This window comes from Lentilactobacillus hilgardii, assembly GCF_009832765.1.
GTDB classification, from domain to species: Bacteria; Bacillota; Bacilli; order Lactobacillales; family Lactobacillaceae; genus Lentilactobacillus; species Lentilactobacillus hilgardii.
Window position 1 is genome coordinate 299,038 of sequence record NZ_CP047121.1, and the last position, 21,708, is coordinate 320,745.

A 21,708-nucleotide genomic window follows, 5' to 3' on the forward strand; every position below is an offset into this window, starting at 1 on the left:
GGGATTTAAATGAACTTTTTTGAAATTATCAAACCATACGTGGAAAAATTGACTAAAAATGAGTACACGCTGCTTGATTACGTCATTAAGCATATGGCTGAAATTCAAAATAAGAGTATTAGAGAAGTGGCGGCAGCGTGTTTTGTCTCAACAACCACGTTTTTAAGATTTGTCCGCAAGATTGGTTTTTCCGGCTATAGTGAATTTAGTACGGTGATTAAATACACGGTTTTAAACAGTGATAAGAAGGCGGATAGCGATGTCACGTTCGTTGAAAAACAATCCCAGTATCGAAATGAGTATTTGAAAAATATCGAAGAAACGGTTCGAGTCTTGGATGAACGAAAGTTGTTGAAGATCTGCCAACAAATGGATAAGCATCCCAAGTTATATTTTTATGCCAAGGGGTTCAGTAAGTACACAACGGACTATATTGAGTACTTGTACACGTTAAACGATTTCATTGTCATTTTTCCCAAGAACTATGAGCAACGAAAACTGGCGTATCGAAATATTGATCAAAACGACATCATTTTTGTGTTCGACTATGAGGGTGAAGATGATGAACTGATCCAGCTTATTCAGAATCTGAAAAGCAATACCCAGTTTGCATCATTGGTTTCCATCACGGGAGCTAACAACAACACTATTCAAAATATGAGTGATGAAAATTTGTACCTGTTTACCGATGAATTGAAAATTAATAGTGTGGATATGACATCCCATGTATCGCTGATTGTGATTATGGAACTATTGTTGTATCAATATTTGGAATATAAAAAAAATAAAGAAGACTACTAAACAATTGATCATCCAAAAATAAGATCCTGGCAAATCATCTGAAATGATTTATCAGGATCTTTTTGAAAGTAATTATTGTAGACTTTCGTTTCCGATACTACTTGGATTATATCAAATTAAACGTTTGGATCAATATGGTTATCTTTAAACCATTGGGCTACTTCGGCATTCGTTTGACGATTTAATTCCTGTGCCAGCTCTGTTTCTTCATTACCACTATAAACTTCCCAATTGCCTAAAAGTTCAATTGTGTTTAGTTCGATTTTGCCTGGGATGACAATTTTAGATTGAATTGCTTTTTGCAAATCTTTAACGACTTGATCGACCTGTGCCAGAGACTCAAATCCAGTGGGATAATTATCTGGACTATCAAAAATAGGCGCGTTTACTTTTGCAAAGTCAGCTTTTAATTTGTTAAATAAACGACGATATTTTCTGGCGAGTTGGTTGTTACCATTCATATCTTCAGAAAAATATGGGCTACTCACGTAAAAACGAATCTGAAAAAAGGGAGGATCTTCAACCATTCTAGAAGTCTCTGTGACTTTATTCAACGTTAAGTCACGATCGTTATAAATATTGAATCTATCAAGAACGATAGTTGCTGTCATAAGCATTTCTCCTCGTATTTAAATCATTTTATTACATTATAGCCATTTCGAATTCCAAAATATAGAACAAATCGATTCTATCACAGCTTAAACATTTAATGCTTGCTTTTTACCCGTTCCGGGATCTGAATGAACATTATCCTGCTTATCAATTCGAGCTCTTAAGGCCCATAGAATAGTGACTGTATCGACGACTTCTTGAAAAAGGGCCCCGATAATAGCCGGAATAACGCCAAAGCTGGCAATGATCATTAAGATTAAACAAATCGCAATTCCGATTAAAACGGACTGACGGGCAACACTCATTGTTTCCTTTGAGATGGCAACGGCTTTGCTGACAAGACTCAAGTCATCCTTTAAGACAACTGCATCTGCAGATTCACTTGCGGCAGTTGATCCATGGGCGCCCATTGCGATCCCGACATCCGCTGCTGCAAGCGAGGGTGCGTCGTTTACACCATCACCAACCATACAAACCGGACGATCGTTGGCATCTAATTGATCAAGAACGGCAATTTTTTCTTTTGGTAATTTTTCTGCATATACTTTATCGATCCCGACTTTATCAGCAATCTGTTGGGCAATCGGCTGACGGTCACCAGAAATCATCATGATTTGTTTGACGCCAAGTTGATGAAGCCTCGTCATAACGCCCTTGGCTTCCGGACGCAACTCATCTGAGAAGCTGACATACCCCGCATAAGTATCATTAACCGACACGTAAACGGTTGTTTGATCGATTTTCTTGATAGGGTCAGTTGAGACAAATTCTGCTTTTCCGACTTTTACCAGTTGGTTGTCGATTGTTGCCGAAACACCTTCAGCAGTGGTTTCTTTAACGTTTTTGGCAATGGGAATTTTATCCGGAATGGCTGCCACCAATGAACGGGCCAAAATATGGTTGGATTGTTGTTCTGCTCCTGCGGCCAACTGTAAGACCTGATCCGGTGTATAACCATTTGTGCCGAAGACATGATCAACGGTTAAATGGCCTTTAGTGATCGTTCCGGTTTTATCAAATGCAAACGTCTTGGCCCTGGCCAGTTTTTCGATAATCGTTCCGCTTTTAACAATGATACCGTTTCGACTGCCGCGACTCATTCCCGAAACCAATGCAATCGGGGCGGCAAGAATTAATGGACAAGGTGATGCCACAACGAGGACTTCGGCGAATCGAACCGGATCACCTGACAGATACCAGGCAACTCCGGCAATTAAATAGGCAGCCAGTGTGAATGGAACGGCATAACGGTCAGCTAAACGAACAAAATGAGCAGGTTGTTCTTCTGCTTGCTTGACCAAGCGAATAATGTTTTGATACTGACTATTATCAGCCGTCTTATCCGCAATCATTTTAAAAGAGGCATCACCGTTAATTGCACCTGACATCACGTGGTCACCGATTTGTTTGTCTACGGGACGCGATTCGCCTGTTAATGAAGCTTCGTCAATGGTGATCGTTCCTTCAGTGATTGTGCCGTCAACGGGGATGATTTCACCTGGCTTAACCAACAGGCGATCCCCAATTTTAACGGCATCAATATTAACATCGTTAATGGTTTCGTTAATCATAAGATGAGCCGAACTGGGAGAATTTTCGATTAACAATTTCAACTCGGAATTGGCTTTATTTGCGGCGTAGTCTTCCAGTGCATCGCCACCGGTCAGCATTAACAGGACAATCATGGCAGCCCAGTACTCACCCACGGCAATGGTAGCAATAACAGCCGTGATTGCCAGTAAATCGACACCGAATTTACCGGAACGGAGGGTCTTAATCATATCTATGAACATGAGTAGTGCAATGAATGATCCTAAAATTGAGATTATTATTTGGGCATATTGTGGCAAGCCAAGTATAAATTGACATATCAAAGCCAAGGCACTCACTAGAAAGACGCCAATAAGCCGCCAATAGTTTGTTAACTGAGTCATGATTGGTTACCTCCATTCTAAAAATCAAGTATCTCTACCTAGATTATAACAATTCTAAAGTAGAAGGTCGACCATAACGCTCACTTGTGAGCAAAACTATTGCTGTATCAGGTCGTAAGCTTGTATTGCAACGGATAAGGGCGTAGACTTCAGGTGAATTGCTTAGTGAAAGGAAGTGTCTTTAATGACAATTAAAGAAGCAATTAAATTTGCGCAAAAACGGGGTATTAGTGCTGACCAGAATTTGATTAGTCGCTGGATTAGGGACGATAAGATTCAGACTACCGGCAGCCTAAAGGATCGGACACTTAATATTGATCAAAAAAGTTTTGGTGAGTTCTTAGATAAAAATGGTGAGTCGATTGAGAAGATTCAGGCTGAAATGCAAAAAGAGTTGATGAAAAAAGTCGGTTTTGCAGGCAGTGGCTTATAATAGGCGGACACTTAATATGATCAAGTGTCATTTTTGAGGATAGTTATCATTAGACATTGTGTTTAAGTCAATGATAACTATCCTCTTTAATCTTCTGGACAAGCGGCATCAACACGCCGATAATGAAGAAAACCAATTCATCCGGTTAGTTGTACGGATAAGTTATTTATGACTCAAAAATATCATTTTGGAGGTATTGACTGCGTTATGATCAAAGTTGAATTTAATAAGCAATTGACTTTAAAGGAACTATTAGGGTTATACAAAACGGCAGATTTTGCACAGGAGAAACTCGATGATGATCCAAAGCGATTACAAATGATGCTGGACCATACGCAACTACTGGTTACCCTGAGGGATGACGATCGATTAATCGGGATGGCGCGTTGTCTGACTGATTTCGAATATAGCTGCTACTTGAGTGAGATTGTGATTTTACCGGATTATCGTGGTCAAGGAATGGAAAAACGACTTTTGCAAAGCATTCATGATTATCTTGGTGAACGAGTGGCAGTCACGTTAAGAGCTGATCCGGAGGCAATCGGCTTTTATTCAGAAGTCGGTTATCAACAAGTTGATCATATGTTTCGAATTCACCGGGAGGCTTAAAAATGATTATTTATTCCGCGACTGCAGTCATTAGTCCAAAACAACTCGCTGATCTATTTGATGATTCGGGGATTAAACGGCCAACAGCTGATATAAATAGGATAAAACGAATGATAAATAATGCCAATTTGCTGTATACGGCATGGGATAACGACATGTTGGTCGGCGTTGCCCGCGGTTTTAGCGATGAAGCGTATTGCTGTTATTTATCAGATTTGGCAGTTAAAAAGGATTATCAAAAGCAGGGCATTGGTCGTAAATTAGTTAAAAAGATTCACCGGGACCTTGGCTCAACTGTTTCACTAGTTTTGGCAGCAGCACCGTCAGCAGTTGGCTATTATCCAAAAATCGGGTTCGAACAGATTGATTCAGGATTTAAACGGCCGCGAAAATACTAAGCGTTGATTAACGTGGAGGACGATTAAAAAATGAACGACATTCAAATTAACAATAATCAGTTAACCGTTACGATAACGGGAATGGATAAATTATGGGGATTTAAAAACCGCTTAATCATTCCTTTAGACCACGTTTCCGATATGACAATTGAAAACCGCAAACAGCTAAACCAGGATGGTAAATGGCGGGTGGTCCAATTTCGGACACCTGGACTGGGATTACCTTGGAAACAAGTCGGAACCTTTTATGGCAACCACAAGAGATCGTACTTAAATGTATCCGGCAATGAACATATTTTGTTTGTGGCTTTAACTAACGAAAAATATGATTATTTATTTTTAACAGTTAGTAATCCGGATGAACTGTTGTCCGAGTACAAAAGAGTAAAACAAAAAAGCATTGAATAAGAGTGGCATCACCTTCAGATTGGTTGAAGGTGGTGCTACTTTTAGTATCCGATTGTTTAATCATTAATGGTTTCCGGTTCTCGATCAATAAATCCTTCGTGACCAAGGAACAGCCATTTTAGCGTTGCGTAGGAAATGCTACCATTCTTAGACATTGGTAAAAAGCATGTCTGCATTTTATAGACAATGAGTCTATTGACTTAATGATGTTTCGACGTTTAACCTGAAATCATCAAAGCAAAGGGAGCGGTTCGATGTTTAATCAAGAAAAGGAAAATATGAGTCAACGTTATGAGGAATTATCAGCTGATGAGCTTTCACACATAAGCGGAGGCGTTACCCGATATCGGCACCATGAAAAGAAAAGCTGGATAGATGATTTTATGAAAGGATTTAAAAAGACTTTTTGCTAGATCAATTAAGAAACTCATTATTAAGTGTGGTTATAATAAACGCTTTTGGTCATTAAAGTCAGTGATAAGGAGCGTTACATATAGTGATACATCGAAAAAGACAAGGAGATATTAGGATGCAAAAAGAACGAAAAACAATGAACTCGGCCGATAAAAAGGGGCTGCTGAACGCCAAAACCAATCATCAAAAGGAAAGACACTATTTTAAATCAACTTCAATTTACCATACGTTGTTTTATCTCATCGTTTCTTTTTTGCTATATCAGATCGTCAGTATCCCTCTTCCTTTTGGACAGGCGATTCACGGAAGATCATGGGCGTTTATGATTTTTTTCATCCTGTTTATAGCCATAACCGCAACGGTTGCAATAAGATTTGCTTTTAAATCTTATCAAGAAGTTATGACGTCGAGTGTCCGGATTGCAGGGCGTGATGTGGACTTCAAGCAGGTATTTAAAGTCTTCGCGGTATCATTAATTGGGATTGTGTTGTTTTCTGCCCTTTCCGACTTGGTGGTGCCCACAACTGAAAATCAAACTATGCTGGAACAAAGTATTAATGCTAATACCGCTGTCGGTTTTGTGTTAATGGTGGTTATTGTTTCACCAATCCTTGAAGAATTGATTTTCAGGGGACTCTTTATTAATCTGATTTTCAAAGACAATCTTTTTTGGTTACCGATTATCGCAAGTGCTGCCGTTTTTGCGCTTTTCCATGAGACAGCCAACATTCCTCAATACTTAATTTACTTTGTGATGGGGATGATTTTGGGGTTTGCTTATATGAAAACAGGACGATTATTAACGTCGATTCTGTTGCACGTGGCGAATAATGTGTAGGTCACGTTTGGATTTTTCTTTTCATCTTCGTTTATAGCTATTGGGATAGTTGTGGTTTTGGAAATTGCAGTAGTGGGAGTGGTACTTTGGTTTGCCAAAATAGCAAGTTAAAATGGTTGGTTTCACTTCAAAAGAGTGTCAGAGAAATCAAATCAATTGAATTAAATCAAAATTAACGGTAATGATTCACGTATATAATTTTGAGTGATAAAGTAAAGGGTAAATAAGTGATGTGCCGGAAAAATGACATGAGCAGGGAGGGAAGATTAAGAATTATCCATCAAGCATAACATCTTAATCCAAAAAATATGTTAACTAAAGTTGCACAGCGTTACAGGCGATTAACCATCCATTATATTTTGTTACTACTTGGAATCGTTGAATTTGTTCGATTATGGGAAGCCGGACAGTTGATTTCAATTAATATGCTGTTACTGATTAGTGGGATGGCACTTATTTTAATTGATGGTGTCATAACCTTTTTTAAAATCAAACAGAAAAGGTTTCCGATTCATCAGTTTTTAGGATAAAAATAAGAGGTTGAGAGTTTGTCACTCCCAGCCCCTTATTTTTGCTAATCTCGGGTTTGATTAATGCTTCGCTTGATCCGACTATCGGAAACTTAAAAGGAGTCCGGTTTGCACTTCTTTTAATCGGCTAATTTGACAAGTGACTCAACTTTTCAAAGTCATTATCACTCAATTTGACATTTGCGGCCGCAACATTATCTTCCAAATGTTGAATAGAAGAAGTTCCCGGAATTGGCAAAATATTTGGTGATCGTTTCAAGAGCCAGGCTAATGCAATCTGGGCTTCAGAAACGCCATATTTCTTTGCGATTGCGCTTAACGGACTGTCACCACCGGTTAATTTCCCGGTATTTAACGGAAACCAAGGTACAAATGCCATATGCTGTGATTCGGCATAATCTACAACGTCATCGTCCTGATGATTGGCAACGTTATATAGATTTTCAACGGCATCAATTTGAGCGTACTTTTGGGCTTCCCTAATCTGATCAACGGTTACCTGACTCAAACCGATATGCTTGATCTTACCTTCATCCTGCATCTTTTTGAGCTCACCAACTTGATCGGCAACCGAGAAGTGACTGTCAATTCGGTGAAGGAATAGGAGATCTTCATGGTCAATCCCAAGTGTCATCATGGAAACTTCAACTTGTTGGCGTAGGTAGTTTGGCTCACCATGGGGTGTCCAAATGCCGGGGCCTTGACGGGTTTGACCAACTTTATCGGAAATAAAAATCTGATCACGGTTGGCAGCCTTTCTTAAACCGGCTGCCAAATAACGATCGGCAAACCATGGACCATATGAATCGGCAGTATCAAAGAAGTTGATGCCAAGTTCGGTTGCCCGAACAACGACGGCTTCTGCTTGTTTTGGATCTTTATAAGGTCCCCAAGTACCTGATCCGGTTAACTGCATGGTGCCGTAACCAAGGCGGTTAATCTTAAAGTGATTATCAAATTCATATGTGCCGGAATTTGCTGCATTTAAATCTGTCATTAACGCCACTTCTTTCTAAATAATTTGATACAACTACATTCTAAACGATTTACATACGAACGATAAATAGAGAGTCTGTAAAAGTTTGATTTACGATGTAAAAGTTGCATATATTTTGTGGCAACTATGATTCAATGACTAAAAAAATATTGTATACTAGCATAAAAGAATATTAATGACGAAAAACAATGTCTAAATGGGAGAATGTCGATATGGCTCAAAAATATTTCGGAGCAATCATGGTTAACGTTTCTGGTGTGGAGCTGTTAATTGTTAATCTGAAAACGCGTAAGACAATTGAACGAGTGACAAAGGAGATTAATCTAAGTGATGATATTTATCACGATCACCGAGTTCAATACGAGATTGTCAGTAAAGTGGCTGAAGCTTTAACTGGCTTTGTCCAGATTCTTCATGATTATGGTGTTGAAAATTATGAATTATGGGGAAGCCAGGCCCTTTCTCAGGCAATAAATGCTGATTTTATTGCTGATCAGCTCTTTATGCATACCGGACTTGAAATTCGATGGCTGTCAATGAGTGAAGAGGCTTACTATCGAAATCAAGATCTTTCTCTTTCGTTTAAAGATTCTAAAAAGGTGAGTCACGGGATTGTTTACTTAGTTGGTATTACATCTGGGAACACATCGATTACGCAATTCGATGATGGGAAATTCGTGACCTCGACTAACTTTGCACTTGGTCCGATTAAAATTGCTGAGGATTTACAGAGTTTGCGGCAATCCGCGCCAAACTCAATTGGTGTCCTAAATGATTATATTGATAGTAAGCTAAATGATTTTGATATGGGCAAGCCTGCCAGCTTTGTGAAGAAACCGGATCCAACCAAAATATTCTTATTAGGGACGTCCCCGATTAAGAGCCTGGTCAGTCATTATGAAAAAGATCATTCATTGATGTCGATAGATGTGAATGCGTTTGAGGCATTGGTTGATGATATCGTTGATGCTTCGGATCAATATCTGATTGAACAATTGGAGGTTAATGAAGATTCGGTACCATTGATTTTGCCGGAATTACTGCTGATTCGCCGGGTCATTCAATTGACTAACGCAAAGGAAATCCGCTTTTCAGACTCTGGAATCGTTGATGGCCTGGTCAATAACGAGGCTGTTACGCTTGGGTATTCCAAAGATGACTTTACCCATCAAACCATTACAATGGCTGTGAATTTGGCTGACCATTACGATGTTGAACCGATCCATCGAGATCTGGTTACAAGATTTGCAATGCATTTATTTGACCAATTAAAACCATTGCATATGCTCGGTCCCCGCGAACGAGTATTGCTTCAAGTTGCGTCTATTCTTCATGATGTTGGTAACTATGTGGGTATTCATGAGCATTATATTCATTCTGAATATATTATTCGTCATTCCGATATTATTGGCCTGTCAAGAATTGAACGATCAATTATCGCAGCTGTTGCGCGATATCATAGTTCAACGACACCGAGCGAAGATCTAAGCCATTTTAGTCAAATTTCTGCAGAAAATCGGCGCCTGATTGCTAAATTGGCAGCTATCTTGCGTTTAGCTGATGCTTTGGACGATGATCGACAGCAAAAGATCAAGAAAATCTCAGTCTCAATTAAGACTCATAGTGTTGTGATAACAGTTTACAGCAACGCTAATCTTGCTTATGAAAACTGGATTTTTAACTCCAAAAGCCAATTCTTCAAAGAAGCGTATGGGCTTAAAGCTGTACTCAAACAAAGAGGGGTGAAAGACTAATGGCAAAAATTGATTATGAAGATCCGCGTTATTATACTAACCGGGAGCTTAGTTGGTTGGATTTTAACGATCGGGTTCTTGAAGAAGCACGTGATAAAAACAATCCGTTACTGGAGCGTGTGAAGTTCTTGGGAATTACACAAAGCAACATGGACGAATTTGTGATGGTCCGGGTTGCGTCACTTGCTAAATTGATTGAGGTTAAATGGGATGGCAAGGATGCCTCGGGATTGTCCGCTGAACAACAATTAAAGGCTGTTAATGATAAGGCCCATGAGCAACTGATCAAGCAATATACAACCCTGAATCGAATTATTCTTCCAGCCATCAAACAAGTCGGTATTCGGTTATTGAAAGTGACAGATTTAAGTGAAGAACAATATCAGTATATTAAGGGGTATTTTCACGACGAGTTATACCCCGTTCTGACACCTATGGCAGATGACAGTTCTCGACCATTTCCATTTATCAGTAATGATACACTGAATTTATCGTTAAGGCTAAGTAAAAAGGAAAATGACAAGTCACTATATGCCACTTTACAGGTACCTAGTATTTTCCCACGTGTTGTTAAACTACCGGGAGCCGATAATGATTTTATTTTATTGGAAGACATTGTTAAGCAGTTTGTTGATCAACTCTTTATTAACTATGATATTCAAGAGGTTTCCACTTTCCGGGTCATTCGGGACATGGATCTGGATGTCGCCGAAGAAGATACGTCCGATCTTTTAAAAAAGGTTCAACAACAACTTAAGCTTCGAGAACACGGGCAAGTCATCCGCTTGGAAGTTGATTCGGATATTAGTAAAAAATTACGTAAACGCTTGGTTCGTGAGCTGGAAACTGATGAAGATTCTGTTTATGAAGTCAATGGACCAATCGATTTAACCTTTTTAGGCAAATTAGCCAGTGCAGTGACCGGCCACGATGATTTGAAATACCCGCCTTTCAAGGCTTATCAAGCCGAGGCACTCAACTCGGATCATAATATTTTTGAGGCCATTCAAAAACATGATTGGTTGATGCAGCACCCTTATGATAAATTTGATTCAGTGGTTGAGTTTATTAGACAAGCTTCTATTGATAAAGCGGTTTTAGCTATTAAAATGACACTTTATCGGGTTTCCGGAAACTCCCCAATCATTAAGTATCTAGGACGAGCTGCGCAAAATGGCAAGCAGGTAACTGTACTGGTTGAAGTTAAGGCTCGTTTTGATGAGGAAAATAATGTTCATTGGGCACGACAGCTTGAAAGAATGGGTTGCCACGTTATCTATGGTTTAGTTGGCCTAAAGACACATTCTAAATTATCATTGGTTGTTCGCCGTGAGGAAAGCGGTATTCGGCGGTATGTTCATTTGGGAACGGGTAATTATAATGATGTGACAGCCCATTTTTACACTGATATTGGTTTATTGACGGCAAACAACGACATTGGTATTGACGTTACCAATATCTTTAATATGTTATCCGGGTATTCACGGCCTCCGTACTTCCATAAATTGCACATTTCACCAAAAGGGATTCGGGAGTTTATTACCGATCGATTGGATCAGGCAATTGAATATGCCAAAGCAGGTCGACCGGTTCATGTTCGGATGAAGATGAATTCACTTTCGGACAAGGATATGATCACAAAAATGTATGAGGCGTCACATGCGGGGGTTCAAATTGATCTGATTGTTCGGGGGATTTGTTGCTTAAAGACCGGTATTAAAGGTATTAGTGATACTATCCAAGTACATTCAATTGTTGGTCGTTTCTTGGAACATAGTCGGATTTATATTTTTGACTTTGATGGTGAAAATCAGGTTTATCTGTCATCTGCCGATTTAATGACGCGAAACCTAAATCGCCGTGTTGAACAGCTATTCCCGGTTGAACAGTCTGATTTAACACAAAGAGTATTGGATATCTATAGCACAATGTGGGAAGATAATGTCAAGACACGGGTATTAGATGCTGATGGGACTTATAAGCGGGTCGACCGTAGAGGGCGGGCACCGCTAAGCTCCCAAGACTATTTTGCAAAGCAGGCGACTAAATTAGCGGAAGAACAACAATCTGAATCGCGTAAGCCGAATTCAAATCAATTTCAACCAATGATGAGTCCTGAAAACCAGCCTGACCCGTTAAGTGATGAAGACCAGGATGGGGGAAATGAAGAATAATGGAAAACTTTGCCGTAATAGATTTGGGTTCCAACTCGGTTCGAATGACAGTTAGCCGTATTAATGAAGATGGTACGTATGATAATGTGACTCAGATGAAAGAATACGTTCGGCTTTCTGAAAACATGGGGCCTGAAAAAATTCTTCAACCGGATGCAATTGAACGGACATTAGCTGCACTTCGGTCATTTAAAGAGGTTTATTCAAAGCTTGAGAACCTAAAAATGAAGGCAGTTGCCACGGCAGCGGTTCGTCAAGCAACCAATCAAAAAGAGTTCCTGAAAAAAGTCAAATCTGAAATTGGGATTAAACTGGAAGTGATTTCTGGTGCGCAAGAGGCCTATTATGACTATGTCGGTGTGAGTGAAACCTTGCCGGCAACGAATGGGGTTATTATTGATACAGGTGGTGCCAGTGCTGAAATTATTCTGATTCAGAACGGTAAAGTAGCTAACCTGATCAGTATCCCTATTGGTTCCGTCACATTATCGTCCAAGTTTAATCTGGGGGATAAGATATTACCTGAACAGCTTTTCAAGGCAGTTATTTTCGTTAATGAAATTTTTCAAAGTGTCTGGTGGCTGAAAAACGGTTTGAACTTACCGATTATCGGGCTTGGCGGCAGTAATCGAACGTTAGCTAAAATTAATCGACGTCGTAATAATTTTCTTGATATTGATGATATACATGGCTATCAGTTAAGCGATACCCAAGTCAACGATACTTTCGAGGATATCGTGAGCCATGATTTAGACGGTCGAAAACAGGTACCGGGTATTAGTAAGGATCGAGCCGATATTATTGTCGGTGGGTTGATCCCGGTTATTTTCCTGATGAATTATCTGGATTCGGATAGAATTACATTTTCAACCAGTGGTTTAAGAGAAGGTATTTTATTTGAACGGTTGCATGATGTTTTGAAAGAGAATGTTGCGACTAAATAAATTAATTTTAGATAGTTATTCGTGTTTACTAGAATTTGATATTTTTTATTTAAAAAGGTCAGGGCAAAAATTGTCCTGACCTTTTTGTTATGGTGATTATCTGAATATGTTGTATCAAGTCACTTTGCTGTCAAAGCTTTGATCGTTTCATACCTTCCTCCAACATTCTTACTGAATGAATAAAGAATCGCTTCAGCGGGGTTAGAAGTAAGAAAATACTACCAAAAATGCCCAATATTAAAATAAGGTAGCTAAAGGTTTGCCAATCCGGCCCAGCCAGTGCTTCCCGAAATCCCCGGATGGCGTAGGTGAATGGGAGAAGTGGGGCTAGATCAGCCAAGTCGTGAGGAATTGTTTGCAATGGATAAATACCACCGGTTCCAAATATTTGGACGATAAGCAGGAGAACACCGAAAACCTTGCCTGCATTTCCAAATAGAAACACAAGTGTGAATAAAATCAAAGAAAAGATAAAAGTGGTTGTATAGGCAATTGCCAATAATGCCCAAAGGCTGTTGGGACGGATGCCTAAAATGAGCATTTCACCGAAAAGGGTGAAAGTCGTTTGTAGAAATGAGAAGCTTAGAAATAGTAAGAATTTACCGACATACTGCTGAATCAGGTTAGGTTTGGGTAAGTGCTTATCGTTTGGCAGTTTATATCGCCAAGTAATAATAGCGGTTAATAATAAAATGCCAACCCAGATTGAAAGGACTGCATAGAATGGCATGGCTGCATAACCAAATTTGCCAAGATTATAAAGCTCCTTACTTTGTAAGGTGACAGGTGATGATAGCAGGTTTGATAAATCGGGATTCTTCTCGAGAATATTGGTTAGCTGAGTTAAATTTTTGCTATTAATGAAGCCGGCTTTTTTATCTAGACTTGTTAGTGTTTGTTGCACATCATCCAGTCGGTTATTAACCTTATTGATTCTACCGGAAGAAAGTTTACTGGCAGCATTACCGGCGCTTTGGAGTGCTCTCAGTTTAGGGGTTAAGCTCTGTAATGCTTGGACAACCTCATTATCATTATCCAAGCTGTTATCAGTGGTATTACTTAATTGGTCCAATGACTGACTGGTATCGGCACTAAATGTAGTTGTAGCCAAATCAATGATAGTTGATAGCCGGTTGTTTTCCTGGATGAGTTGCTGAAGCAATGACCGCATCTTGACTCTTTCGCCGTTTTCATTTGCAGATGTCTTCAATTTAGTTATTGTCTGCTGTTGATCCTTAATCTTATCTTTAACGGATGCAAGTGACTTGATTAGAGATGTCGCACCGTTGTTTGGAAGCAGATTGTTCACAACATCCAACAGACGCAGTTGATTATTAACTTTATCAACCATTGCATCATCCAATGCATTTAGCTGCACTGCTTCAGTTTTCAGTACTGACGGACTACCGTTATTGGTTAGGGTATTTGAGGTGTTTGTCAGCATGGATTGAACCTGACTATTTTGTGATTGTAGGCCGTCCAATCCGCTTGATAGATTTTCTTTAGCTGAATCAATCGTTCTTCGAGTTGCCATGTTAAGGGATTTTCCGTGATTAATAATGGCTTGAAGATTATTAATTTGAGAGGAAATTTTTGGAATGTTCCGATTAATATTTTTTAGATAAGCCTGGACATCTTTAGAGTGATTGTCCAGTCGATTTAAATAGTGTTTCGTTTTGTTAATAGTAGCAATGGCATTGAGTAACGATGATCTGATTTGCAAAAGTTGAGGTTTTTTTGTATTAAGCTTTTTACCGACAAGATTCATCTGTTCTAAAATTTCTCTGCCGGTCACTTTTGTAAAATTTGTGCGAATTCGTTGGGTTAATGTATCCTTTGCCTGTTCTGAAAGAATTGTAGCAGCCGCGTTTAACTTTTCGTTTGATTTGTAAATGATCGTTGGCTTTTGAGGACTTCCTGTGGTGAGCGTTGCTAATCGGCTTGAAAAGTCATTTGGAATGTCAATCAGAGCGTAATATTTTCCCTGATCAAGGCCATCGTTTCCCTGCCAGTCATTGGTAACAATCCAATTAATATCATGGTTTTTTTTCAACTCTTCAATGACCTGATCGCCAACGTTGAGGGATTTGTTATTAATGATCGTGCCTTCGTCATTATTAATAACGGCAATTGGCAATCGGCTGGTGTTTGTAGGAGAATATGGATCCCAAGAAGCTTTAATATTTAATAAAGCATAGAGTGCGGGAATAATGCAAAAAGCGATCAGTGTAATCAACACTGGTCGGCTATGAACGATGTTTTTAAAATCTCTGATTAAAAGTGTGATGATTGTCCCCATACGTAAACCCCTTATTAGTTGTTAAATAGGCCTAGTCAGGAATGAGTGCCAATAATCCCTCTGCCAATTTAAAGACTTGATTATTAAATTGATGAAGTGCGATGACGCCGGTATAAAGTTTTTTCAAACCATTCTGGAAGATAGCGGCGAGTGTTTGGCCATCGGACTTTAGAAGCTTATACATTGTTTCGATCTTTTGGATATCGGAAGTATCAGTAATTGAGCTGGATAGATTTGATAAGGTTGACAATAGCGTATTCAGCGATTCTTTCCGACCAACATTTTTTAAAAGCGAAGTCACTTTATCATGACTGAAAGGCGTTAATGCATCAATTAGTGAGACAAGCTTGTTGATAGCGGCTTTTTGTTTTTGAACATTAATCACTCTTACGAGATATCCACGCCAGATCCAACCATGAATGTGGTTATTGCCATTCTTTATGTAGTTATAAACAGCTTTGTTGCCATTGGGCCTTATGATGTTGGCCGATCGAGTGGCATAAAATGTGGTAAGAGGGTAATGGTCGGCGTTATGTTGTTTATGGGTCAACGATGTTGATTGATAGATGTAGCCGCTGACGGCGTGATAAGGTGCTTTTATCAGCTTAGCAGTGGAAATAACTGTGGCCGATTTCGTATTGGCCGAAGTTGATTGGACACTTAAAAAACAAATTCCCAAAATAGTGCACAGAACAGTTATCATTATTTTTTTCACGATTAACTTCCTTAAAATTGATTAATAATCGAATTGTTGATAATGAGATGATTTTTGTTGATTATAAAGATATGTCACAAACAATTAATGGCAATAACGATTGCTGCTTGTTAATGGTTAACAGATGCATTACAATCATTATAGTGCATTCTGAGTGAGAAAACAGCCAAAATTTTGAAGGAATAGAATAGATTGTTCATGTATCAATTTTACATATCGATACACGAACAATGGGGATGTTAGTAATTACATATTTATTATGGGGGCCGAAGCAAAACGGTGTGTTTTGCTGTGGCCTTTTTTATCGTTTAAGAGGGGGGATTGACAACTTTGAGAGGTAGTTTAGGGACATGGCTAATATCAGAAACGTTTATCATCGTGATTTACGTGCAATCATTAAATATCGGGCGGCTTTTATTACAATAACTGTACTGTGTCTGTTGCCGAGCTTATACACACTTGTCAACGTCCGCGCAATTTGGAATCCATATAAACCAAGTGCGGTTGATAATATTTCTGTTGCAGTTGTGAATAAGGATTCAGGAACATATCTTCGTGGGAAACAGGTTAATCTTGGAAGCCAAGTGGTTTCCAATCTACGTAAAAATAAGCAAATTGGATGGAAGTTTACAAGTAAATCTCATGCAGCTCAAGGGCTGCGGAACGGGACATATTATGCAGAAATTGAAATTCCGACAGATTTTTCTCAAAATTTAACCAGTATTGTGACCGATACGCCCCAAAAAGCACATCTTGTGTATAAAACGAATACTAAAAATAGCCCGATGGGAGCAAAGATTACTGCCATGGCGGCTAAAACTCTGGTAACTAAAATAAGGGAAAAATTTATTTATGTAGTTAACCGGACAATCTTCTCATATCTGAATATTGTTGGTCGAAAGGCCAGTGAGCATCAATCTCAAATTTTGAGTTTAAAAGATTTGATTATTATGCTTGGGGACAGCTTGAACTTAACTTCCAACTCACTTGGTGCCATTAGTGATACATCGAATACGTTGGCAGTTGCGTTTACGGAATTTAAACCTGTTATTAATGCATCACAGAATGTTAATTTGAACGATCAATCGAATACATCGGGGACAGGGACATCCTCCCTTGCTAAAAAATCGCTTAATCGTTCATTTAGCAACTTGGGACATCATCTAGCCAGTCTCACTGCCGGTACTAAACAACTGCGGGGATTGACGAATCAGTTAAATCATACTGTTGGTAGCGCAAGCTTAAGTGATCTGGATGCCAAAGTTAGTAACTTATCCTTACAGGTAGACTTATTAGATGGCCAAATCCGACCGCTTATAGAGTTGCTTCAGTCAGTTAAAAAGATTAATCAATCTCGCCAGATAAGTGATTTAATAACGTCATTGACTAGCGTTAGCCAATTAGCTAAAGCCCAGAAAAAACAACTGAATGCCTTAAAAAAAGGCATTGATCAAAATGGCAAGCTGGATATGATGGGAAAGCAGCAAATTAATCATCGTTTTTCCGAAATGATTCTGAAATTAAACCATTCTTTAGCTCAATATAATCATTCAGTTAAAGCGCAGCTAAGTGACATTGGTTATAACTTGATGGCAGCTGTTGGTTCGTCTCGGGATGTTTTGGGGAGCCTTAAGAAAGTTAAGCAATTAAATAATCAATCGTTGGATACGATTATTCAGGGAAATCAATTGGTTGCCAACACTTCTGGAAATTTGGAAAATCAACTGGCTTCATACAAAAATGACATCATGACAATGAGTAATCGGCTTAAATTGACCAGTGACAACAATATTGCAAATATCGTTACAGTCTTGCAGAGCAATCCGGATTTGATGGGAAGCGCCTTGGCACAGCCGTTTACCGTTAAATCTGAAGATATTTATAAGGTGAATAGTTTTGGCGCAGCCTTTGCACCTACTTACATTGCGTTATCAATATGGGTAGGGTGCACGATGCTTGTTGCGGTATTGCACACAAAAGCACCCAAGTTGGCACAATTTAGAGGCTTGTCGGTGCGAGAAGAATATTTGGGTAAGCTTTTGACTTTTGGAACGCTGTCACTTATTCAAACACTGGTGATCCTGTTATCTTCAATGTGTTTGTTGCATATTCATGTTGCCAGTTTCTTTTTGCTATTAATGGTGGGACTAATGTCCTCGGTGACGTTTACGATCATCGTTTACACAATGGCAGCATTATTTGGCAATTTAGGAAAGGCATTAATTGTGATGCTAATGGCAGTTCAACTGGCCGGTAGCGGTGCAATGTATCCAACGCAATTAAATCCACTGCTTTTTCGAATTTTTCAACCTCTATTTCCCTTTGCATATAGTGTTGGGGGATTTCGTGAAGCGATTGGCGGTGCTAATATGGGAACAGTTGTTGTAGACTTCTTTGTATTAATGTGCATGTCGCTGCTTGGGTTGGCAGTTGGGCTTTCGACCAAGAAGCCATTAAAGAAATATACTGATAGGCTATTGAATGATTTTAAAAAGACGGGGATGGGCTAGATAATCATTATGTAAGTAAAACCATGATTGCTAAAAGATGACATAAAAATAAGCGTAAAAAAGTTCAAGCATGATCACTTTTCAGCGACTGCTTGAACTTTTTGTGTATGATTTTTTTAACTAATTCTATCCATAAGTTGTTTTAGGCTGGCTTCTCGAACACTTCTTGGGAGAAAGCTTCGAATATCTTCCTCGCTGAAGCCAACTTGGAGCTGTTCATCATTAAAGATTAATGGGCGTCTGATTAAATCAGGATGTTTAACCATTAAATCGATTAATTGTGATACAGTTAAATTATCTAAATCGACGTGTAGTTTTTGGAAAGCATTTGAACGGGTTGAAATAATATCTTCACTACCGTTCTCGGTTAACCGCAGGATCCGTTTGATTTCATCGGCGTTTAACGGGATTCTTGAAATGTTACGTTCTTTAAATTCAATCCCGTGATCAACGAGCCATTTACGAGCTTTACGACTGGAAGCACTACTTGGAGCAACATATAAGTTCAACATAGTTACTTTTCCCCCTTTGTAACCAGCTAACAATAATACATGAGTTATGCGATACACGATATCTAACGATTCGATATATTCATCATATCATATTTGTTAGGATTGTCAACAGTGATTTTACAGGCTTTCTAAAAATTTGTATGGTATTTATCCGTAACAATTACGAATAATTAAGTTGTTCACAATCATTATCTTCTATGCATATTATGTTTTCGTCATTACTGTATTTTAGTAAAAGGAGAATTTAAATTGAAAATTGCAGGTTTTGGAGTCGAAGAATGGCTCAATAAATGGGAAAAATCAGCTACATATGATATTTCTCAAAGTACGATTGCTTCAATGACAATGAATGAGGCGCTTTCTTTGGATGGCAAAGATGGTGAAGATTTTTACAAAATTTTGGATCAACAAAAAATGAATTACGGTTGGATTGAAGGATCGCCGGATTTTAAGCAGGAAGTATCAAAATTATATCAGGACATTAGTCCGGATAACATTTTGCAGACTAATGGGGCAACGGGTGCCAATCACTTGGCTTTATATGCATTGATTGAACCGGGAGACCATATTATTTCCGAATATCCTTCCTATCAGCAGTTATATGATATTCCCAAATCATTAGGCGCCCACGTTGATTACTGGCATATTCACGAAGATCAAAATTGGTATCCCGATATTGATGAATTAAAATCATTGATGCGACCGGATACCAAAATGATCTGTCTGAATAATGCCAACAACCCAACCGGGACCTTGCTGGATGAGACTTTTCTAAAACAAGTTGTTGAACTGGCGAAACAATCCGGTGCCTATGTTTTGGTAGACGAGGTTTATCTACCACTGGTCCATTCCGAAGAATTTGTGTCGATTGTTGATCTATATGATAAAGGGATTGCGACCAACTCCCTGTCTAAAACATATTCGATGCCCGGTATTCGAGTGGGGTGGACGGCATCAAATGCGGCAGTGGCTGATCTGTTTCGGAAGTATCGGGATTATACAATGATTTGTTGTGGGGTCTTTAATGACGCTATGGCCGTCTATATTCTCAAACATCGGGATCGGGTTCTGAATCGAAATCGGAAACTGGTGCTTAATAATCTCAAAATTTATAAGGATTGGGTCGCTTCCGAACCCCGGGCCAGCGTTGTGATGCCCCAAGCTGTTTCCACGTCGTTTCCCAAGCTGGATATACCGGAAGATATTGAAACTTTCTGTATCCGCCTCTTGAAGGAACAAGGCGTCCTGTTGGTACCAGGGACTCGTTTTGATATGCCGGGCCACGTTCGTCTGGGCTATTGTGCGGATGAGTCGACATTAAGAGAAGGGTTAAAGCGATTATCGGCCTTTATGCGCCAGTATGATTAATGTATGTTAAATGATGAAGCAAAGTGACGGGGAAACTATCGGTTGCTTCGCTTTTTTTGCTTCGCTTATAGAAAGTTGTGATTTTATAAAGAAATTGCTGTTTTTAAAAATCGATAGACGATTTAAGCTTCGGTTAAGTTGGTGCCTGTAATCTATGAATAATTCGAAAAGGAAAGGGGAATTGGGTGACTTTATTATAAGAACGGTTAATAACAGCCAGTGAGCTGAAACCGATTAATAGTTAAAAGACTTTAACACCCCGATATTTTTTGTTAAATGGATTCGCCTATATATAGATAGATTCCATCGTAAAAGAGTGTCTAGGGTGTCGTTATATACAAGAAAGGAAGCTTATCATGTTTAGAAGAAATATGTACTATACGTCGGGACTGGCAGCAACTTTGATTGCTCTTGTTATCGCAACAAAGTATTTGCGCAGCCATGCAAGTTAGTTTCTACACCTATTTATTTAACTTAACCCCCTCTGACTTTTTAATTGCGCTTGAAAGTCGGAAGGGGTTATTGGTTAATGAAGAAACGGCATTAGCCGGTAGATTGGGTACATAAACAGAGAAGAAGAGATTAACTGCAAATGCGTGCGTATTATTAGTTTCATTGATAAGCTTGGTAATAAAGATTATACTTTTTGTAGAATTTGTTAACGAGAATGGTCAATCAGATAAGGTGGAAGAACAATGAGTCAATTTATCGTGCAACCCAGTTTTTGGAATCTCTTTCCCGACGTTAAAATCGCTGTTATCACCGTTCACAACTTGGATAATCATGAGAAAGGGCAGGTGCCGCCGAAGATGCTTGACGAGGCAAATGCCGGCGTGGCAGATTTGATTCCGGATGAGCCGATCAGTGCCAATCCATTGATACATGAGTGGCGGCAGGCGTTTAAAAAGTTCAAGACTAAAAAAGGTGCCCGTTTTGCTGTGGAGAATTTATTAAAACGGGCGAAGAAGGGGAATCCGGTTAGAAGTATTGATCCACTGGTTGATCTCTACAATGCCATCTCACTTCGGACAGGCTTTCCAATTGGTGCGCTTGATCTGGATAAAATTAAGGGTGGCATCAGTTTGGAAGTCGCCAAGGGTGGCGAATCATTCACGGCGATTGGTGAAGATCAACCTGATCCTGCACTTCCCGGCGAAGTGATTTACCGAGACGATGAGGCCGTTACGAGTCGTTGCTGGGCTTGGCGTGATGCAAAGAGGGTTGAAACTACCGAAGATTCAAATAGTATTCTCATGTACTCGGAGTGTCTGAAACCGGAATGGCGGGAAACCCATGAGCATGCTATGACTGAGCTGACCGAAAACATTGAAAAATATTTAGGAGCGACAACAAAGACGCAGTATGTCAGTTTTGACCATCCGGCGGTCAGTTTTGAATAAAATAATATCGCTTTAATTAAAATAAAAACCACTACAACAGTCCAAACCTCAAATTGGT

20 protein-coding genes are annotated in these 21,708 nt (G+C 39.2%); 14 read left to right on the top strand and 6 right to left on the bottom strand.

All coding sequences use genetic code 11. The features are described 5' to 3' along the window. The first annotated feature begins 9 nt into the window (after nucleotides 1-9). On the top strand, nucleotides 10-801 hold the full coding sequence (locus GQR93_RS01390; protein WP_003551597.1) for a MurR/RpiR family transcriptional regulator: 792 nt from the start codon (nucleotides 10-12) through the stop codon (nucleotides 799-801). Between the two features lie 116 nt (nucleotides 802-917). On the opposite strand, the gene GQR93_RS01395 is transcribed toward GQR93_RS01390, so the two are convergent. Together GQR93_RS01395 and GQR93_RS01400 are read right to left on the bottom strand one after the other, a co-directional pair. After that, complete coding sequence (locus tag GQR93_RS01395; protein WP_035444246.1) at nucleotides 918-1,412, bottom strand: hypothetical protein; 495 nt, start codon at nucleotides 1,410-1,412, stop codon at nucleotides 918-920. Between the two features lie 87 nt (nucleotides 1,413-1,499). Then, nucleotides 1,500-3,347, bottom strand: a complete 1,848-nt coding sequence (locus GQR93_RS01400) for a heavy metal translocating P-type ATPase (protein ID WP_159298622.1) — start codon at nucleotides 3,345-3,347, stop codon at nucleotides 1,500-1,502. A gap of 184 nt (nucleotides 3,348-3,531) precedes the next feature. Here GQR93_RS01400 and GQR93_RS01405 point away from each other — a divergent pair, with 184 nt between their 5' ends. The 7 genes from GQR93_RS01405 to GQR93_RS01435 all read left to right on the top strand — a co-directional run bounded on the left by GQR93_RS01405 (nucleotide 3,532) and on the right by GQR93_RS01435 (nucleotide 6,977). Beyond that, nucleotides 3,532-3,780, top strand: a complete 249-nt coding sequence (locus GQR93_RS01405) for a hypothetical protein (protein ID WP_003551604.1) — start codon at nucleotides 3,532-3,534, stop codon at nucleotides 3,778-3,780. Between the two features lie 207 nt (nucleotides 3,781-3,987). After that, nucleotides 3,988-4,389, top strand: coding sequence for a GNAT family N-acetyltransferase (locus GQR93_RS01410; protein ID WP_225430372.1), 402 nt, complete (start codon nucleotides 3,988-3,990; stop codon nucleotides 4,387-4,389). A 2-nt stretch (nucleotides 4,390-4,391) separates the two neighbouring features. Continuing rightward, nucleotides 4,392-4,787, top strand: a complete 396-nt coding sequence (locus GQR93_RS01415) for a GNAT family N-acetyltransferase (protein ID WP_003551608.1) — start codon at nucleotides 4,392-4,394, stop codon at nucleotides 4,785-4,787. A 30-nt stretch (nucleotides 4,788-4,817) separates the two neighbouring features. After that, nucleotides 4,818-5,195, top strand: a complete 378-nt coding sequence (locus GQR93_RS01420) for a hypothetical protein (protein ID WP_003551611.1) — start codon at nucleotides 4,818-4,820, stop codon at nucleotides 5,193-5,195. Nucleotides 5,196-5,449: 254 nt separating this feature from the next. Continuing rightward, on the top strand, nucleotides 5,450-5,608 hold the full coding sequence (locus GQR93_RS01425; protein WP_003551613.1) for a bacteriocin: 159 nt from the start codon (nucleotides 5,450-5,452) through the stop codon (nucleotides 5,606-5,608). 116 nt (nucleotides 5,609-5,724) lie between these two features. Continuing rightward, nucleotides 5,725-6,447 (top strand): CPBP family intramembrane glutamic endopeptidase, encoded by a 723-nt coding sequence (locus GQR93_RS01430; protein ID WP_003551620.1) that lies wholly within the window; start codon nucleotides 5,725-5,727, stop codon nucleotides 6,445-6,447. A 308-nt stretch (nucleotides 6,448-6,755) separates the two neighbouring features. Then, nucleotides 6,756-6,977, top strand: coding sequence for a hypothetical protein (locus tag GQR93_RS01435; RefSeq protein WP_003551621.1), 222 nt, complete (start codon nucleotides 6,756-6,758; stop codon nucleotides 6,975-6,977). A gap of 127 nt (nucleotides 6,978-7,104) precedes the next feature. Here the strand turns inward: GQR93_RS01435 and GQR93_RS01440 are convergent, their stop codons facing one another. Beyond that, a complete protein-coding gene (locus tag GQR93_RS01440; RefSeq protein WP_003551622.1) occupies nucleotides 7,105-7,974 on the bottom strand; it encodes an aldo/keto reductase in 870 nt (289 codons plus the stop codon). A 212-nt stretch (nucleotides 7,975-8,186) separates the two neighbouring features. On the opposite strand from GQR93_RS01440, the gene GQR93_RS01445 reads away from it, so the two are divergent. The 3 genes from GQR93_RS01445 to ppx are packed head-to-tail and all read left to right on the top strand — an operon-like array spanning nucleotide 8,187 to nucleotide 12,846. Further along, nucleotides 8,187-9,728, top strand: a complete 1,542-nt coding sequence (locus GQR93_RS01445; RefSeq protein ID WP_438861237.1) for a Ppx/GppA phosphatase family protein — start codon at nucleotides 8,187-8,189, stop codon at nucleotides 9,726-9,728. Continuing rightward, entirely contained in the window at nucleotides 9,728-11,902 is a 2,175-nt protein-coding gene (locus tag GQR93_RS01450; protein WP_003551625.1) for an RNA degradosome polyphosphate kinase, read from the top strand. The genes GQR93_RS01445 and GQR93_RS01450 overlap by 1 nt, the downstream gene beginning before the upstream one ends. Further along, the gene (gene ppx / locus GQR93_RS01455) at nucleotides 11,902-12,846 is read left to right on the top strand and encodes an exopolyphosphatase (RefSeq protein ID WP_003551627.1); all 945 of its coding nucleotides are present in this window, start codon (nucleotides 11,902-11,904) and stop codon (nucleotides 12,844-12,846) included. The genes GQR93_RS01450 and ppx overlap by 1 nt, the downstream gene beginning before the upstream one ends. A 130-nt stretch (nucleotides 12,847-12,976) precedes the next feature. On the opposite strand, the gene GQR93_RS01460 is transcribed toward ppx, so the two are convergent. Together GQR93_RS01460 and GQR93_RS01465 are read right to left on the bottom strand one after the other, a co-directional pair. Further along, the gene (locus GQR93_RS01460; RefSeq protein ID WP_003551629.1) at nucleotides 12,977-15,145 is read right to left on the bottom strand and encodes a YhgE/Pip domain-containing protein; all 2,169 of its coding nucleotides are present in this window, start codon (nucleotides 15,143-15,145) and stop codon (nucleotides 12,977-12,979) included. A 31-nt stretch (nucleotides 15,146-15,176) separates the two neighbouring features. Next, a complete protein-coding gene (locus GQR93_RS01465) occupies nucleotides 15,177-15,860 on the bottom strand; it encodes a D-alanyl-D-alanine carboxypeptidase (protein ID WP_225430373.1) in 684 nt (227 codons plus the stop codon). A gap of 350 nt (nucleotides 15,861-16,210) precedes the next feature. Here GQR93_RS01465 and GQR93_RS01470 point away from each other — a divergent pair, with 350 nt between their 5' ends. Continuing rightward, nucleotides 16,211-18,370: a YhgE/Pip domain-containing protein gene (locus GQR93_RS01470; RefSeq protein WP_003551635.1), complete on the top strand. Its 2,160-nt coding sequence runs from the start codon at nucleotides 16,211-16,213 to the stop codon at nucleotides 18,368-18,370. Between the two features lie 116 nt (nucleotides 18,371-18,486). Here GQR93_RS01470 and spx read toward each other — a convergent pair whose 3' ends face one another. Beyond that, nucleotides 18,487-18,882 carry a transcriptional regulator Spx gene (gene spx / locus GQR93_RS01475; RefSeq protein ID WP_035444249.1) on the bottom strand — a complete coding sequence of 132 codons (396 nt, stop codon included), beginning with the start codon at nucleotides 18,880-18,882 and terminating at the stop codon, nucleotides 18,487-18,489. Between the two features lie 249 nt (nucleotides 18,883-19,131). Between spx and GQR93_RS01480 the strand changes: the two genes are divergently transcribed. Both GQR93_RS01480 and GQR93_RS01485 read left to right on the top strand, forming a co-directional pair. Beyond that, nucleotides 19,132-20,250 (top strand): aminotransferase, encoded by a 1,119-nt coding sequence (locus tag GQR93_RS01480; RefSeq protein WP_003551640.1) that lies wholly within the window; start codon nucleotides 19,132-19,134, stop codon nucleotides 20,248-20,250. A gap of 695 nt (nucleotides 20,251-20,945) precedes the next feature. Next, a complete protein-coding gene (locus GQR93_RS01485; protein WP_003551643.1) occupies nucleotides 20,946-21,650 on the top strand; it encodes a B3/B4 domain-containing protein in 705 nt (234 codons plus the stop codon). Nucleotides 21,651-21,708: the final 58 nt, after the last annotated feature.